Origin of the sequence: Nonomuraea sp. NPDC049158 (assembly GCF_040648335.1) — a bacterium.
Lineage (GTDB): Bacteria > Actinomycetota > Actinomycetes > Streptosporangiales > Streptosporangiaceae > Nonomuraea.
In genome coordinates this window covers 293,341-308,088 of the sequence record NZ_JBEZDM010000006.1, presented here as the reverse complement: position 1 = coordinate 308,088, position 14,748 = coordinate 293,341, and the positions used below count along the sequence as shown (strand labels likewise).

The window sequence follows — 14,748 nt, the reverse complement described above, 5'->3', positions numbered from 1 at the left end:
GGTTAGCTTTCCTTGACCGCGATCGACTCGACCGTGTTGGCGACGTGCTCGAAGGCGTCGGCCGCCTCCTCGAGCGCGTCGACGACCTCCTTCATCTTCATGACCGTCAACGCGTCGTACTCACCGCTGAACAGCTTGGCCAGCAGCCTTCTGTAGACCTGGTCGCCCTGGTTCTCCAGCCGGTTGACCTCGATCCAGTACTCGTTCAGGTTCTTCATCGACCGCAGGCGCGGCATGGCCTCGGCGGTCAGCTCAGCGGCCCGCTCCAGCACCTCCACCTGGCGGACGACGTCCTTGGGGAGGTGGTCGATCTGGTAGAGCACGATGAGGTCGGATGCCGCCTCCATGGCGTCCATCACGTCATCGAGGTTCGAGGCCAGCCGGTAGATGTCCTCACGGTCGAACGGAGTGATGAAGCTCTCATTGAGGCGGTTCATGATCGCATGGGTGCGTTCGTCCCCGGCGTGCTCGCAGGCGCGCATCTTTTCGGCCAGGGTTTCCCTGTCCGAGCCCTCGCTAATGATCTCGACCAATAGGCGGGATGCAGTGACCAGGTTGTTCGCGGAGTCGGCGAACAGGTCGTAGTAGCTGTCCTCACGTGGCGTGAGACGCAGGCGCACGTCGTTCTCCAGATGTGCGGGGATGGTCCGTGGTAGAGAGTACGGGTTACCAGGAGAAATGCGAACTTCATGTCCCCTTCTCCTACTGGCTACCCTCCGTATGGTGTGCGACACCGGGCCAGTTGGTACTTTGGATGCCCTTTTTCCACGGCGGGGTGGGGGAGAGTCGGCCGTGGGTTTCGGTCACCGCTTGTCCAGTCCATCTTGGTGACATTTCCGGACCACCGCTAGTCCGGTCGTGGGTTGTTGGGGCGTGTCTTCGGGCGTCTTGTGGCTTCAGACGTCTTGTGTCCACCGGCAGGCGCATCGCCGCTGCTCATAGGTCGGACGCTGGAGACGCGCTGCTCTCCGCAAGCCGCCCGCCAGTTTTCAGAGACGCCCCCGCCAGCTACCCGCGGCCCGCCAGTACTCCGGGGGACGCCCGCCAGCCACCTGAGACACGCCCGCCAGTTTTCCGAGGGCCACCCGCCCGAGAGGCCCATCCGAGGGAACACCCGCAGGCCAGGTGGTCCGTCGGGAGACGTCCGCCCGGCTACTCGAGGGGACCTTGTCAATTGCCCGAGGGGCGCCCGCTGGCTTCCCGCAAGCCGCCCGCCAGTACTTGCGGGGACGCCCGCACCCCAGGCAAGCCCCAAACGGCACAGCTCGCCCTCAAACGCCCCAGAGCGTCCGACCTTCGTAAGAGACCTTCATCGGATCATCATCATCAGATCTTCGTCCGATGGAAGTTCCGGAACGACCGGGAGGGCGTCGGCCCCCGCTGCCCCTGGTACCGCGACCCGTACTTCGACGACCCGTACGGATGCTCAGCCGGCGAACTCAACCGAAACACACACAGCTGCCCGATCTTCATCCCCGGCCACAGCTTGATCGGCAACGTGGCCACATTGGACAGCTCCAACGTGACATGCCCACTGAACCCCGGATCGATGAACCCGGCAGTCGAGTGAGTCAACAGCCCGAGCCGCCCCAGCGAACTCTTCCCCTCCAGCCGCGACGCCAGGTGATCAGGCAGGCTGATCACCTCGTACGACGAGGCCAGCACGAACTCCCCGGGATGCAGAATGAACGGATCATCCCCTTCGGGCTCCACCATCCGCGTCAGATCCGGCTGCTCCACGGACGGATCGATATGCGGATACCGATGATTCTCAAACACCCGGAAGAACCGATCGAGCCGGACGTCGATACTGGACGGTTGAATCATGTCCCGATCAAACGGATCGATGGACAACCGTCCCGAGTCGATCTCGGCCAGGATGTCGCGGTCAGATAGCAGCACGCAGAGCAACCTACCGCGTGCCGGTGGGAAACTCGGGGGCACGGCTGGCTGATGTGGGCCGAGTTTCCGCTAGAGTGGTGGTCGCGGCTACGGCCGATGCGGGTGTAGTTCAATGGCAGAACATCAGCTTCCCAAGCTGACAGCGCGGGTTCGATTCCCGTCACCCGCTCCAAGCACGAGAGCGCTGTCTGGCATGCCGGATCGCCTACTCCTCGAACCAGGCCACCAAGCGGACAGCATCGTCTCCGTGAACGTGCGCGAGCGTACGCATGACTGTCCATACCCCGTGCCAGAGGCTGTCGGGCGGCACGGCACGGCGGCGCGTGGCACGCTCAACACGGAAGACGGTGTCTCTGTCCCTCCACTCGGTGCCTTCATCCCACAGCACAGCAACCTGATAAGGGTCGACCGTCAAGGTATCCACGCCACTTACCCGAGCGAATCTGCGGCTCCATACCGAGCGGTACACGAGTTCTAGGCTCCGATCGGGAAGCTGCCGGTACTGGGCTACGTTGGTCGGATGAAGCGCGGGTTCATCCCAGTCGATCGTGGTGACCTCATCCCAGTTCAACCACGTGACACCGAAGGCAGCTTCCCCCCATTCCGCCAAACCCGCTTTGGTGATCTCCGACGCATCCTGGGGGAGCCCGCGATCGGCCGTGATCGGTCGCCAGTGGCCTGAGCGGCGAACCCCGAAGAGGCACTCGAAGGCTTCGTAGTCTCTGCCCACCAACATCTTCAGCGAGATTGCAGCAACCCAAGCGGTCTCGCCGACATCGAGTCCGGGAGTCCATGTACGGCATTCGATGAATCCGTGGATGTCGGTTCCCATGCCGAGATCTTCTTGTCCGCGCAGAGGCGCTGTCCAACCCTTTGTGATCACGAGGCCGTAGGTGGGTGAGGTAGATGCTCGAGCAGAGCGAGCGGAGTGCGTGCGGGCCGCCAGGCCGTGCCCGCTGCGTGCCCGTTCAGACGGCGATCAATGGGCAGTCACGGGGACTCACGGTCACTCGACCGGCATACGACCAGGTCATCGGTTTCCCTGCTCAGGGTCCATGATCTTGAAAGAGTTCCCGAGCTGACAGCGCGGGTTCGATTCCCGTCACCCGCTCCAGCGTTCGTGTAACAGTGTTCAGTCCCACCGCTCAGCGGTGATCACTGAGGGCTTGCGTCTTTAAGGAGTTCGGTCTCGACGACGCCGTCAAGCGCCCGGTGGAGTTTTGCGTCGGTGGTCAGCAGCGGAATCTCTCGATCGAGAGCAAGCTGTGCGAAGACAGCGTCATACATGCGCAACGTCAACCGCACCGCCAGGGCGGCGGCCTGCTCCAGCCGGTCGGCGTCCACGGGATAGACCCGGACGCCGAGCTCGTCAATGATCCGAACGGCCGCAATGAACTCATCTGCGGACAGCCGACCCGCGAGCAGGCCCTTCTTTCGCAGCACTCCGGCAACCTCAATCCGCGCGAAGTCCGCTGTCTCCAGCTTTACCCGGTCGTGCAGGAAGTCATCCCGGATCTGGCGGGCGTGCTCGTAGCCAGGTTGATCGACGAACCACCGTAGGAACACACCGGTGTCCACGACGTACGCGTCAGCCACGTGCGCCTTCCCGGAGACGGTCCAGTTCCTCGTCGACATCCGTCACACCGCGCATCCGCTCCTGAACCCGTTCCATAATGGCCAGCGCTCGCTCACGCCGACCAGCCGTCTCAAGGTTCTCGCGGACAAGTGCGAGAACCGGCTGGACACGGTCATCCGGAAGCCGATCGACCAGAGCATGCAACTCTTCACGCATCGCGCTCATGCTCGCAGTCTATGCCTCGCCAGGCTCGCCTCCCTGGCCATTTGTGTAGGGCGAGGCAGACCGGTGGCGTGCCCGTTGTGTGCCCGTTCGCAGAGCGATCTACGGAGGCTCAGGGGGACTCACGGTCACTTGACCGGCATATGGCCAGGTCAGCGTTTCCCCAGCTCAGAGCTCATGGTCTCGAAAGAGTTCCCAAGCTGACAGCGCGGGTTCGATTCCCGTCACCCGCTCCAAGCATGAGGCTGAACTCAGAGAACCGCCCTCGATCGGCCTAGCATTGATCTGTGCATAGCGCCCAGGTCGACGCCGAAGGCATTTGGTCCTTCCTCGGGACGAGCCTGCGACATCTCGCGCAGTCCGCAGGTGAGCAGCTTGAGTGGATCGGACCGGCGAGCATCGATGAACTGGCGCTCGACTTCGACGCGGTCTATCCCGCCGCATGGCCGTGCCGGGACGCGGGATGGATCTCCGAGGAACTCGACAGCACACTCGGCTATATAGACCGAAAGTTGATGAGCCTCACTGACGACGGTCCTTTAGCATGGACTCAAGAGGCCCTGCGCTCCCACCCTCACTGGGAAGAGATCAGAGGACTCGCTTCCCACGCTCTCGCCCACATGCCAGTGGAGCCGTGGAACAACTCACGTTGATCATGGGAATCATGGACTCTCTCCATCCAAGGCGTGCCCGTTGCATGCCCGTTCCCCCGGTGGTCAGCGGGGAGTCACGGGAACTCACGGTCGCTCGACCGGCATATGCCCAGGTCGGCGTTTCCCCTGCTCAGAGGACATGATCCTGAAAGACTTCCCAAGCTGACAGCGCGGGTTCGATTCCCGTCACCCTGCTCCCATGCTAAAGGTCCAGGTCCGGGACATGATCCCAAACATAGTGCCTTGATCGTTCTTGGCTCAGAACGCTCGGAGGAGTCCGCCTGGCCTTGACCGAGAGGGGTTACAGAGCCAAGGCGTGCTGGAGCGCCCGGCCGACGTCCATCATTGTGGGCATCGACAGCGCCCCTAGATCGGCGACGATCTGGTCTCGGTACAGGGGGCCGAGGTCGTCGCAGTTGACGTAGCCAGCGAGCGGGTCACCAGCGCGCAGGGCGGCCCAGGATGGCAGATCGCGGCGGGTGGTGGTGATCCGTGCTACCAGGCAATCATCGATGGCGTTGTTGCGGGCATTGTTGGAGACCACGAGCCATGGCTTGAGCCCGAAACCGAGATCGGCTCGATAGATCCGGCCGCGGACGGGGACGATGTTGGGGGCAGCGTTCACGCTCGCGTTCCACCATCCATCATGTTGCCGCGGTCCCAGCCACGGCGGGCGGTGCGGTAAGCGCGGTCCTCGTCGTCCATCTCGGCCGCCCACGCCGCATACCCGGTGGTTGCCACCTGCTGAGTGACGGCATCCCGTCCTGCGCGGACCAACGCGGCGAGGATCTCGGCATCTGAGGCGCTGGCGTTCAACTCCTGGCCGGTGAGCTGCGCCAGGGCCTGGCGCTCGGGGCTGACAGGAGCGTGCATGCGCTCCAGAGTGGTGACATCCTCAGGTCCCATCGGGACGCTCTTGCGAACACTCATGCAGCCAAGTGTACAGCAGAGAGTGCAACAAAGGATGCTGCAAACTATGTTGCATGAATGTAGGAGCGTTGGAACGTCCTCGTGGCAGAGCCATCGCACGCGCCACTTGCCGCGCTCGCATAGAGGCCAGGTCGGCGAGGTGGTGGCGGGCCGCGCACGCCTATCGATCCTCACCATTGAGCGAGGGGCGCTCCGGCTCCGGGATGATCGCTGTACCCTGTGCCAGGTCGTAGACGGCTGAGGCGGAATCCTGATCATCCCGCCCACCATCAACCCGGCAGGCGGTCAGCGTGCGAGCGTTACGCAGGAAACCCCAGGTCACGGGCTGATCGTCATGCCATTAGCGTGCCATTAAGGGCGGTAACGAGGGGTCAACCACGGTCACTCACGACCGGCCTCAGACCCAGGTCAACGCCCCTACGAGGCAAGATCCCTGCAATTCCCAAGCTGACAGCGCGGGTTCGATTCCCGTCACCCGCTCCACAAGCAAGGCCTTCGAAGTGGGGCGCTTCGCGCTCAAGAACTCAGACTGTGCCCAGTGGGGGCGCGGCCCCCACACCCCGCTCAACTGCATCGCCTTCGCCCATGGGCGCTTCGCGCCGATCAAGCTCAGACTGTGTCTATTGGGGCTTCGCCCCAAACCCCAAACGAGGGGCTGCCGCCCCTCGAGCTCCCCGATCGCTGGGCCCGCAGGGAGTAGTTTCTTTGTCGACCTGAGTTCGGATCGTAAAGGCTGGATGGCCGTTGACATCGATCGAAAGGAAACTCAAGCCTCTGGTCGAGGTCCGTATGCCACGTCTGATGGCGATCGTCGACGTGAACATGGTGACCGCAGCCAAGCTGCTGGGCGAGGTCGGCGACATCACCCGGTCTCCGCCGCTCAGCTGCGTTCGCCCCGTACAACGGCACTGCCATCGATCCCGGTCTGGAGCGGAAACGACGACCGCCGCCGGCTCAACCGCAGCGGAATCCGCTAGCTCAACATCACCCTGCACTGCATTCCCATCACCCAGGCCCGCTGCCACGAAGGCGTCCGAGCACTGCTGAAACGGCGCCAGGAAACCACCCGAGACACCACCAAAGCCAGCTTCCGCGTCCTGAAACGGCACCTGTCAGACGTGATCTACCGCGCCCTCATCGCCGACCACCACAGCCACAACATCGAGGAATCACACCATCAGTGGCCCACCCCTTGCACATAGGAGCGTGTCAGGGGCAGCAGGTGGTTACGCCGGTGCGCGGGACAAGTCTTCCGTTCCGAGAACGTGACATGAAAAGCAGCGCTGATGATCCGAACCGGGATGTAGGAGTCGATGGTGCGCAGGAGGTCGCAGCAGGAACCGCCACCGAGCGACGCTGAGACTGCAGAGCACATGCGGAACCTGGCCGAGCTTTTCGTTGAGCACACGCGCGAGGACGGCTACTCCTTCGACTGGGACCCGGCGTTCATCCACCATCTCGACAACTACTGCACTGATTTTGCCGCCTCGAAGCCACCTCCTGAGGTCATCCACAGCGTCATCATGGGTGCAGGGGCGTATCTGGGCGAGATGATCGTCCGAAACGGCAGCTGGACATGGGTGTACTGCATGGTCCAGAACGCCGCCGCCGTGGAGAACTCTGAGCAGCTTCGAGGTTATCCGCATAGCAAGGTCGCCAAGCGGATCCACAACGGGAGCGAGCACGACCTTGAGGCGTTCTTCAAGTACGCCGTGACAGGAGAGACGCCACGCGGGACAACTGCCCGTGTCATCAAGCCTTCATGGTGGCAACGACTGACGTCGAGAGCCTGATCGTCCTGCCATCAGGTCTCCAATCAGCCGGCCGGGCGAGCACGCCAAGCGGGTCGTCGGGCGAGGAAACGTTCGGCACGGTGGGGGACTATCTGACTGCGCAACAGACGTCCCCCACCAACCGAGACGCGACGACCACGGGCACCCGGTATAAGCCCACTGTCGCGCCTGCTTTATCGAGCCCCACCGTCGAGCAGAGCCAGCCAGACACGTTGTGCGTCGCTGAACCGCCATCGGTAGGTCTCATGGCTTCGCACCGACACGCGGCTTTGCTGAGTTCTGCGGATGTATGCCTGACCGGCTGCGTGGCAGAGCTCGTACACCGTGTCCACGCAGTCGCAGGTCCAGGCGGCCACGCGGACCCGGTCCTCCGCCTTGAAGGGCTCTCGCCAGACCAGGCGCATGTGATCCGGACGGGGAGGGGCGACATGGAAGCTGAGGCAGTCGGCAATCAGGCTCACGACAGTGCCCCTGCCTTGCCGGTCCCGTTGCATCGCCAGCAGTCATCTCGGTGCCGCTCACCGGAAGAGGCGTCAGCAGAGTTCTCGGCCGCCACCAGGACGCGGCGCAGGCTCACGTACTTCCAGCCCCGCCCCGAGCAGGAAACACATCGCGCAGTCATGCAACGAGGATTGCCCGAGGCCCTGTCACGTCTCGATCGCTCCCAAGTACCGTCTGTGATCGACTGGTCTCTGTTCGTCTCCTCTTTGTCTCGTCCTCGCTCGTCTCTGTCGCTAACCTGGGCCCATATGGCACCCCAGCCCGAGGCGCGGATCATGACTGACCAGCCGATCTTGTTGAAGACGCTCCTGACGCAACGCCACTGGCAGACATACAGCACGTTCTGTAAGGAGTACGACAAGGCGGCCAAGAAGGTGGACCCCTCGTTGCAGGGCGGTTGGCGCGCTGGCAGCATCGAGATGGAGGGGAGACACCATGGACTTCGATCGGATCACTGTCGAGCTTGACAAGCTCGAAGGCAAACCGACCATCCGAGGGTTGCGCATCACCGTGGAGACGGTGGTACGGCTCGTCGCGGCTGGGTGGACCTTTGATGAGATCTTGTCGGACTACCCCGACCTCGAACGCGAGGACATCAAGCAGGGGCTGGAATATGCAGCGGCCTCCACGAACGTCCACTTCTACCGCCTCCGAGAGCCGGCCTGAACCTTCTGATCGATGAGAACCTCTCCCCGCGCGTCGCTGAACTGCTAGCGAAGGCCAGTCACGAGGGCCAGTCCCGGCCGCCGGCAGCTCTGGCCGCGCTGAAGCGAAGTGTGCCCCGCTAGCGCACAGTGCCCTATGGTCTCACCGATGTTCGGACTCATCGAGCAGGCGTGTCTTGCGCCATACACCGTCAACGCAGCGCCCCTCAGCCTCGACCCAATGACCGCTTTCGCACGTCGTATAGATCGCGAAGCGTTCCGGCAGCACAGCAGTTGCCTCATCTTCAGGAAGCTCATAGCCCGCTCCGGTAGGCACGACCGGGTGCCGAAACCCCTGATCGAACACCCCCACCTGCGCCATTATGACTCGACCTACTCACACAAAGCCTCCGGCGGGGGCGCCCCGACTCCGGGATGATCGCCGTACCAGGGAGCAACCGTAGGCGGCTGAGGTGTAAGCCTGATCATCCCGCCCGCCATCGACCCGGGACAGGCCGCTGCCACGCCCGCTCAGAGCACTCGGCCGGAGAGCAGTGACACCCGCATGGCGCCTGTCTCGTCGCGTGGCAAGGGGTGGGTCTCGAGGACTTCCGTCTTGGCCTGCGTGGTGGTGGCTCGGATGAATGCCTCGCTGCTGGCGTAGCAGAGTTCATAGATCGTGTCGCGGCAGGAGCAGGTCCAGGCGATCGCTCGGACTCGTCCGCTCGACCATGCCGGTAGCCAGTCCAGCCGGTGGACGTCCCGCTTCGGAGGGCTGTGGAACGGTCGCGATCTTGTCCAGATAGGCCGCCAGCCTGATCCAGACTGGCGGCCATGAAATCTCCAGACTGATGGTCACTTAGAGGGGATCTCCCATCCCTCTGACGATCTTTTCCGGGGGGTTAGAGGTGGGCTGTCAACCTCGGCGGTTTGATGCGGACGAGTCCAGTTCGTCTGCTCGGCGGAGGTCCTTGGGGCGGCCTATGGCGCGTCGCATCTGGATCAGGTCTTTTCGGGAGACGTAGTGAACTTCCAAGCCGCCCGGGTCGACTGCGGTGATCGCTCGGTCGAGGAACTCTCGGACGTTTAGGTTCCCCCAGGGGAGCGCCGGGGTGCAGCAGTCGCCGCTGGCTCCGGGCGAGGTGAACTGCACTTTGGGGCGGAGAAAGGAATCCGGGTGAGTGGCTAGGGGTTTGCCGGCTTCGTCGGCGAGTTGGGCGTTGACGGAGATGAAGGCGGCCGCCAGGGCTGGGGCATGGCCGGGGGTGCCGTCCCAGAGCAGGTCTAGATCGCCGGTCAGTTCTGCGGATCCATGCATGATGCCGGCAACTTGCCCGATCACTACGGCCTGGACCCCGTTGTAGTGGAGGGCTTCAAGCAGAGGGAATGGGTCGAACCCGAGGGCACGTCTGTGGCGATCGTGCCGACGTCGTCGTCGGCGTGCTGGTGGCCCAGGCCGGTGGTTTCCCGAGTTAGGGCTAGTTCACGGGTGCGTTGTGCGGCGATGCGGGTCGTTCGAGTGGTTCGTCGATCATCTGATTCATGCAACACCGGCTGTGCTCCTGGCGCACTCGAATTTCTTAAGGTCTGGCCGGGGCGGTCAGGTCAGGGGCACGACGCCTTTGCCGACGAGGGCTTCGGCCAGGCGGTGGTCTCGTAGCTGACCGGGAGCAGACTGATGTCGTCGACCACGATGATGTCGGATCGGCAGATCTTGGCGATGGTACGGGCGACGGAACTGTCGGCCTTGGCGCTGCCGATGGTGATGGCCAGGGTTTCCAGGGTGAACCAGGACACCCGCAGGCTGGCGTCGATGGCTTCATGGCAGAGGGCCTACATGAAGTGGGTCTTGCCGGTGCCCGAGGGGCCGGAGATCACGCAGTTTCTCGCGGTGGCCGGCGCACTCCAGGGTGGGCAGCGCGTCCTGGATGGTTGCGGGACAGAGGACAGTTCGCTCTGCCAGGAGTCGAAGGTCTTGCCGTTGGGCAGGTTGGCGTGCCTGCAGCGGCTGTGCGGGTGGCGTTGTCGCAGCCGACGGCTTCCTCGGCGAGCAGGACACGCACCACTTCGGCGTGCGCGTGCGGCCTGGCGGCCGTTCTCGCGCGCGCTTCGGGTGGCTTGAACCTAGGCCTCAAGGCCTTCGAAAGTTGCTACACGCGCGGATCAACCGGATCTACCATCAGCACCACTCGGTCAGCCTCGATGTCGAACCCAAGATCCGGATGGCCGGGAGATCCCTCCGCTGTCATCACCATGGACTTCCCGAGACGCCGTCCGATCACGCAGAAGAAATCCACCAGGATGTCCAACCGTTCCTGCCCCTGCAACTCTCTGAGATCGACGTCGAAGTCGATGGACTCGGTCTGATACATGCGAAAAATCATCAGCACGTCGGGGCTCGGCCAGACTCTCAGCTCAGGTATGCCGCCGGCATAGACAGCCGCGGCCATGTCAGCAGCCGAAGTGAGCTCCAAAGGCTCGCCATCCACCGAGTAGGCGTACTGCCAATCCCGCGCCCGAACGAGATCCAGCAGCACCTGCCAGTCCTCGACAGTCGTCCCCTCTACAACCACGTCAGGCAACGCTCCGTTGACCTCAAGGTCGAAGAGGACCTTCACGTCATCCCAGAGCAGGTCAGGCACAGCAGTCATCATCCCTTAAGAACGCGCCTCCGGCGGGGGACTCGGCTCCGGGATGATCGCCGCGCGTACCCGCTACTCGGGCCGCGCCTATGCGAGATCGCGCACCAGATAAAGCAGCTCACCTCGCTTGTAGGTTTCGACGTGGTCCAGCACCAGGCCCAGCCGTTCGCAGATCCTGAGCGAGGCAGCACTACTAGGTCGAACCGTCGCCCACAGACGTGCGGCTGGCAAGAATGCCACTTCAGCCTGGGTGACACCGGCGGCCTGACGGATCTCGGCGAACTGAACGCCGCGGACGTACAGCATTTTGTTGCCCGTTATGTCTTATGCCACCAGGGCCGCTGCCCCGAGCGCGTGCCCGACAGCCGCCTCGTTGAACGCACGGATCGCCGCAGTCTCCGCCGCCTTCACCCAAGCCAGGCCGAGGATCGAGGGAGGCAACCCCGCGACGGGAACGAAGCTGACGTCCGGGCGCCCGTGGTGAGCCGCCGTCGGAGTGCAGAACAACATGCCGCCCCGGTTGAGCGCCACCTGGGTCAGGCCCTCCTGGCTGGTGGCCACCGTACCGGCCAGGGGAATGGGCCGGCCGGAAGGGGTTACGGATGGTGTCACACGCTCGCGCCACGCGCGCGGAGCCGGGCCGTCCAGGCCGATCAGGGACAGGTCGGCCAGCTCCTCCGCGCCGATACTCGCACGAGCGGCCCACGGGTGGCGCGAGGAGAGGCCGAGCTGGTACGAGACCCGGTTCAGCCCTTCGCTCGTAGCCAGATCGGGCTCGTCCACCGGGAGCAGCGTGAACGCGATGTCCACCTGCTCGACGCGCAACTTGCCAAAAGGGTCGGAGAGCGGGATCTCCACCAGTTCGACCTCGCACCCCGGATACTGGCGCTCGAAGGCGCGCACGCTGCCGATGACGACGTCCGTGGGGGTGGCGAAAAAGCCGAGCCTGATCACGCCTGTCACCTCGCGGGCGGCTGCCTTGGCCCGGCTGACCGCGTTCGCGAGGCCGTCGTAGGAGGGGCGCAGGTCAGCCAGGAAACGTTCGCCCAGGGGTGTGAGGCGCACGCGTCTGCTGGTCCGGTGGAAGAGCCGGCCGCCGAGCCTTGTCTCCAGCGAGCGCATGAGCTGGCTCACCCGGCCAGGTGACAGGTAGAGACGCTCGGCCGTACGCGCGAAGTGCAGCTCCTCGCTGAGCACGACGAAGCACTCCAGCTCCCTGAATTCCATCCCCACCTCCATCTGATCGCTTAGTCCACCTAAACCAAGCCTTCGACTTCCGCCATTGTTCCCGCTGGTGGCCGGCAGAAAGCTGGCATGCATGACCATGACTGATGTTTCCGCCGCCACCCGGGCGCGCTGGCTCGCCGTGTTTTCGGTCGCGGTGGGCACCTTCACCATCGTGACCAGCGAGATGCTGCCCGTTGGCCTGCTGACCTCGATTGCCGCCACCCTCGACGTCTCCGACGGGACGGCCGGGCTGATGATGTCGGCGCCCGGACTGGTCGCCGCCGTCTCCGCCCCCGTGCTGGCGATCACCACCCGACGGCTCGACCGGCGCGTCACGCTACTGGGGCTGATGGCACTGCTGGCGGTGGCCAACCTCGCGGGCGCGTTCGCGCCGAACTACCCCGTCATGCTGGCCGCCCGGGTGCTGACCGGGGTGAGCATCGGCGGGTTCTGGGCCTTCGCGGCCGGACTCGGCCTGCGACTGGTGCCCGAAGGGTCCGTCGGGCGAGCCACGTCGATCATCTTGGCCGGGGTGTCGGTGGCGTCGGTACTGGGGGTGCCCGTGGCGACGTTCATCTCGTCGTTCGCGGGGTGGCGGACCGCGTTCATCGCCATGGGGGTGCTGGCCCTGGCCCTACTCGCGCTGCTGGCTACCACCCTGCCGCCCCTACCCGGCGATCCCCGAGCCCGCGCGTCCGAGCCGTTGCCACACGAGGCCCCGGCTCGCGCGTCGGAGGGGCGGCTCGCATGGCTCTCCGGACCGCTCAAGATCGTCCTCGTCCTGACCGTCCTGATCGTGTCCGGCCACTTCGCGGCCTACACCTACGTCCGGCCGTTCCTGGAGCAGGTCTCGCACGCCGGTCCCGCCCACGTCAGCGCCGCCCTTCTCATGTACGGCGCCGCGGGCGTGGCCGGCAATTTCGCGGCCGGCGCATGGGCGGCCAGGAACCCCAGGCCGGTCCTGGTCACGCTGGCCGTGCTCATGGCGCTCTCCACGGCGGCGCTGCCCCTGATCGGCCTGCCCCTGATCGTGCTCGTGGTGTGGGGCCTGGGCTACGGCGGCGTAGGAGTGACCCTGCAGCTCTGGATCATGCGGTCGGGCGGCGGCGAAATGGGCACGGCGCTCTTCGTCGGCGCCTTCAATGTCTCCATCGCGCTCGGCTCATTCGTCGGCGGCCGGGTCGTGGACGGAGTGTCGATATCCGCGGTGATGTGGGTGGGAGCGGCGCTCGCCGTGGTCAGCGCGGCCGCCGCTGGCATCGCGGGCAGGGGTAGGACGACCGCTTCATGAATGGAACGCGCCTGATCGGGGTGCCGCAGCGGGAGTAGCGCAGGTCGTGCCCGCCGATCAGGTACAGCACGACGATCGCCATGTTGTGGCCGGGCGGGTAGCCAGTTCAGCCGGTGAGCGTCCGGCTTCGGAGGGGCGACGTGCGGGATGACGCAGCCCATGATGATTGCCATCACGCGGCGCTCCTCGAGCACTCAAAGCAAGCGACCTTCGGCGGAGTGACAGCCGCACCCTAGATACGGCGTTCACTGTCGGCGCGGCTCTTACGCAACCACCGCCGGCCCTTCGCGCGGCAGGCCCGGCACCTCTGAGCCCGAGTGAGCATACCGAGATCTTGGCCCCCGCAGCGTCCGCCGGGCGTGCCCGCTGCGTGCCCGTTCGGACAGGGATCAACGAGGAGTCGTGGGAGCTCACGGTCGCTCGACCGGCGTCGGCCCAGGTCAGCACTTCCCCTGTTCAGCTTCTGTGATCTTGGAAGAGTTCCCAAGATGACAGCGTGGGTTCGATTCCCGTCACCCGCTCCACGCTTCAAGACCCAGGTGAAGGATGAATCCCCGATCCGGACCTTGATTTTCAATGGTCGTTTAAGCTGTGCACCCATTACGTGCCCCGGCCTACCGCCGGAATCGGCTAACGCTCGGACCTGCTAGGCCGCTACAAGGCTGATCGATAGATCTCGATAAAACCGTCCGAGGGCTGCAGCGTCGAGAGGTCAGGAACGTCGCATCCGGAACGGGCCGCGACAGCAGGTACGGCCTGCTGAAATCCCTCGATCATCTCGACGATGTCCATGTACTCCCCCGACACGTGACCGACATCCATCCCCACGACTCGCTGCTCATCAGGCGGAAGCAGGGATGCATATAGCCGCACCACGCCGTACCGAACCACCGCGCCGACCCCCGTCACGCCGCCCACCAGAGCCACGCGGCCTCGCTCAGCTCGGCCGGTGGATCACTACAGCCGCTTGAGGCTGAGGGGCGTAGAAACCCTCCACCAGCGCAATCTCATCCGACGAGCAGCACCACAAAAACTTGACCTCCGCGTTCCGCTTGAGCAGATCCACCGTGCAGGCCACGGCCGACACGGTCCGCACCGGAGACGAGCCGACCCACACATCGATGCCCTCACCGTCCCCGCCTTGCGTCCCCGACAAGAAGCCATAATCCAGCGGGTAGATGAAGCTCGACACCTTGGGATGCGGCGTGCCCGCAGGACGATCAATCACAATCTCGGCGTCACCCACGAGAGAGTCGGCCTGCTCCCATAGAGAAAGCCGCGCCCATGCGTCAAAGTCTGGCATGGGCAGACCATAGCCTCCGGCGGAGGTCTTCATCGAACAAAGCCACCAGCCCGGCGTCGAGGCC

18 protein-coding genes, 1 tRNA gene and 2 pseudogenes are annotated in these 14,748 nt (G+C 64.5%); 5 read left to right on the top strand and 16 right to left on the bottom strand.

Features of this window, described 5'->3' with window-relative positions; all coding sequences use genetic code 11:
• Positions 1–2: 2 nt before the first annotated feature.
• Both AB0B61_RS16725 and dcd read right to left on the bottom strand, forming a co-directional pair.
• Complete coding sequence (locus tag AB0B61_RS16725; RefSeq protein WP_225294450.1) at positions 3–620, bottom strand: DUF47 family protein; 618 nt, start codon at positions 618–620, stop codon at positions 3–5.
• Between the two features lie 706 nt (positions 621–1,326).
• Positions 1,327–1,902 carry a dCTP deaminase gene (gene dcd, locus AB0B61_RS16720; protein WP_358432236.1) on the bottom strand — a complete coding sequence of 192 codons (576 nt, stop codon included), beginning with the start codon at positions 1,900–1,902 and terminating at the stop codon, positions 1,327–1,329.
• Positions 1,903–2,000: 98 nt separating this feature from the next.
• Here dcd and AB0B61_RS16715 point away from each other — a divergent pair.
• Positions 2,001–2,074, top strand: a tRNA-Gly gene (locus tag AB0B61_RS16715).
• Positions 2,075–2,107: 33 nt separating this feature from the next.
• Here the strand turns inward: AB0B61_RS16715 and AB0B61_RS16710 are convergent.
• The 3 genes from AB0B61_RS16710 to AB0B61_RS16700 all read right to left on the bottom strand — a co-directional run bounded on the left by AB0B61_RS16710 (position 2,108) and on the right by AB0B61_RS16700 (position 3,703).
• The gene (locus AB0B61_RS16710; protein WP_358432235.1) at positions 2,108–2,734 is read right to left on the bottom strand and encodes a hypothetical protein; all 627 of its coding nucleotides are present in this window, start codon (positions 2,732–2,734) and stop codon (positions 2,108–2,110) included.
• Positions 2,735–3,057: 323 nt separating this feature from the next.
• Entirely contained in the window at positions 3,058–3,498 is a 441-nt protein-coding gene (locus AB0B61_RS16705) for a type II toxin-antitoxin system VapC family toxin (protein ID WP_358432234.1), read from the bottom strand.
• A complete protein-coding gene (locus AB0B61_RS16700; protein WP_358432233.1) occupies positions 3,491–3,703 on the bottom strand; it encodes a hypothetical protein in 213 nt (70 codons plus the stop codon). Before AB0B61_RS16700 ends, AB0B61_RS16705 begins: the two co-directional genes overlap by 8 nt.
• A 284-nt stretch (positions 3,704–3,987) precedes the next feature.
• Here AB0B61_RS16700 and AB0B61_RS16695 point away from each other — a divergent pair, with 284 nt between their 5' ends.
• Positions 3,988–4,353: a hypothetical protein gene (locus tag AB0B61_RS16695; protein WP_358432232.1), complete on the top strand. Its 366-nt coding sequence runs from the start codon at positions 3,988–3,990 to the stop codon at positions 4,351–4,353.
• 301 nt (positions 4,354–4,654) lie between these two features.
• On the opposite strand, the gene AB0B61_RS16690 is transcribed toward AB0B61_RS16695, so the two are convergent.
• Positions 4,655–4,978 (bottom strand): type II toxin-antitoxin system PemK/MazF family toxin, encoded by a 324-nt coding sequence (locus AB0B61_RS16690; protein ID WP_345000792.1) that lies wholly within the window; start codon positions 4,976–4,978, stop codon positions 4,655–4,657.
• The gene (locus AB0B61_RS16685) at positions 4,975–5,283 is read right to left on the bottom strand and encodes a molecular chaperone GrpE (protein WP_358432231.1); all 309 of its coding nucleotides are present in this window, start codon (positions 5,281–5,283) and stop codon (positions 4,975–4,977) included. The genes AB0B61_RS16690 and AB0B61_RS16685 overlap by 4 nt, the downstream gene beginning before the upstream one ends.
• 1,373 nt (positions 5,284–6,656) lie before the next feature.
• Between AB0B61_RS16685 and AB0B61_RS16680 the strand changes: the two genes are divergently transcribed.
• Positions 6,657–7,076, top strand: a complete 420-nt coding sequence (locus AB0B61_RS16680; protein ID WP_358432230.1) for a hypothetical protein — start codon at positions 6,657–6,659, stop codon at positions 7,074–7,076.
• A gap of 936 nt (positions 7,077–8,012) precedes the next feature.
• A complete protein-coding gene (locus AB0B61_RS16675; protein ID WP_358432229.1) occupies positions 8,013–8,243 on the top strand; it encodes a DUF433 domain-containing protein in 231 nt (76 codons plus the stop codon).
• Positions 8,244–8,384: 141 nt separating this feature from the next.
• Here AB0B61_RS16675 and AB0B61_RS16670 read toward each other — a convergent pair whose 3' ends face one another.
• The 6 genes from AB0B61_RS16670 to AB0B61_RS16645 form a co-directional block, all read right to left on the bottom strand.
• Complete coding sequence (locus AB0B61_RS16670; protein ID WP_358432228.1) at positions 8,385–8,594, bottom strand: hypothetical protein; 210 nt, start codon at positions 8,592–8,594, stop codon at positions 8,385–8,387.
• A 543-nt stretch (positions 8,595–9,137) separates the two neighbouring features.
• Entirely contained in the window at positions 9,138–9,563 is a 426-nt protein-coding gene (locus AB0B61_RS16665) for a hypothetical protein (protein ID WP_358432227.1), read from the bottom strand.
• Between the two features lie 263 nt (positions 9,564–9,826).
• Positions 9,827–10,018 carry a hypothetical protein gene (locus AB0B61_RS16660; RefSeq protein ID WP_358432226.1) on the bottom strand — a complete coding sequence of 64 codons (192 nt, stop codon included), beginning with the start codon at positions 10,016–10,018 and terminating at the stop codon, positions 9,827–9,829.
• 353 nt (positions 10,019–10,371) lie between these two features.
• Positions 10,372–10,863: a hypothetical protein gene (locus AB0B61_RS16655; RefSeq protein WP_358432225.1), complete on the bottom strand. Its 492-nt coding sequence runs from the start codon at positions 10,861–10,863 to the stop codon at positions 10,372–10,374.
• Between the two features lie 87 nt (positions 10,864–10,950).
• Positions 10,951–11,169, bottom strand: a complete 219-nt coding sequence (locus AB0B61_RS16650; RefSeq protein WP_358432224.1) for a hypothetical protein — start codon at positions 11,167–11,169, stop codon at positions 10,951–10,953.
• An 18-nt stretch (positions 11,170–11,187) separates the two neighbouring features.
• Positions 11,188–12,090, bottom strand: coding sequence for a LysR family transcriptional regulator (locus tag AB0B61_RS16645; RefSeq protein ID WP_358432223.1), 903 nt, complete (start codon positions 12,088–12,090; stop codon positions 11,188–11,190).
• A gap of 91 nt (positions 12,091–12,181) precedes the next feature.
• Here AB0B61_RS16645 and AB0B61_RS16640 point away from each other — a divergent pair.
• Positions 12,182–13,204, top strand: a pseudogene (locus tag AB0B61_RS16640) (MFS transporter); the annotation flags it as partial.
• A gap of 124 nt (positions 13,205–13,328) precedes the next feature.
• On the opposite strand, the pseudogene AB0B61_RS16635 reads toward AB0B61_RS16640, so the two are convergent.
• The 3 genes and pseudogenes from AB0B61_RS16635 to AB0B61_RS16625 all read right to left on the bottom strand — a co-directional run.
• A pseudogene (locus AB0B61_RS16635) lies at positions 13,329–13,415 on the bottom strand (zinc finger domain-containing protein); the annotation flags it as partial.
• A 620-nt stretch (positions 13,416–14,035) separates the two neighbouring features.
• Positions 14,036–14,308: a hypothetical protein gene (locus AB0B61_RS16630; RefSeq protein WP_358432222.1), complete on the bottom strand. Its 273-nt coding sequence runs from the start codon at positions 14,306–14,308 to the stop codon at positions 14,036–14,038.
• A 10-nt stretch (positions 14,309–14,318) separates the two neighbouring features.
• The gene (locus AB0B61_RS16625) at positions 14,319–14,684 is read right to left on the bottom strand and encodes an Inorganic pyrophosphatase (protein ID WP_358432221.1); all 366 of its coding nucleotides are present in this window, start codon (positions 14,682–14,684) and stop codon (positions 14,319–14,321) included.
• Between the last annotated feature and the right edge of the window lie 64 nt (positions 14,685–14,748).

Excerpts from the sequence above, each read along its gene's own strand:
- AB0B61_RS16685 (WP_358432231.1), bottom strand. The coding sequence starts at position 5,283 with ATGAGTGTTCGCAAGAGCGTCCCGATGGGACCTGAGGATGTCACCACT.
- AB0B61_RS16700 (WP_358432233.1), bottom strand. The coding sequence starts at position 3,703 with ATGAGCGCGATGCGTGAAGAGTTGCATGCTCTGGTCGATCGGCTTCCG.
- AB0B61_RS16650 (WP_358432224.1), bottom strand. The coding sequence starts at position 11,169 with ATGCTGTACGTCCGCGGCGTTCAGTTCGCCGAGATCCGTCAGGCCGCC.
- AB0B61_RS16675 (WP_358432229.1), top strand. The coding sequence starts at position 8,013 with ATGGACTTCGATCGGATCACTGTCGAGCTTGACAAGCTCGAAGGCAAA.
- AB0B61_RS16710 (WP_358432235.1), bottom strand. The coding sequence starts at position 2,734 with ATGGGAACCGACATCCACGGATTCATCGAATGCCGTACATGGACTCCC.
- AB0B61_RS16645 (WP_358432223.1), bottom strand. The coding sequence starts at position 12,090 with ATGGAATTCAGGGAGCTGGAGTGCTTCGTCGTGCTCAGCGAGGAGCTG.
- AB0B61_RS16680 (WP_358432230.1), top strand. The coding sequence starts at position 6,657 with ATGCGGAACCTGGCCGAGCTTTTCGTTGAGCACACGCGCGAGGACGGC.
- AB0B61_RS16625 (WP_358432221.1), bottom strand. The coding sequence starts at position 14,684 with ATGCCAGACTTTGACGCATGGGCGCGGCTTTCTCTATGGGAGCAGGCC.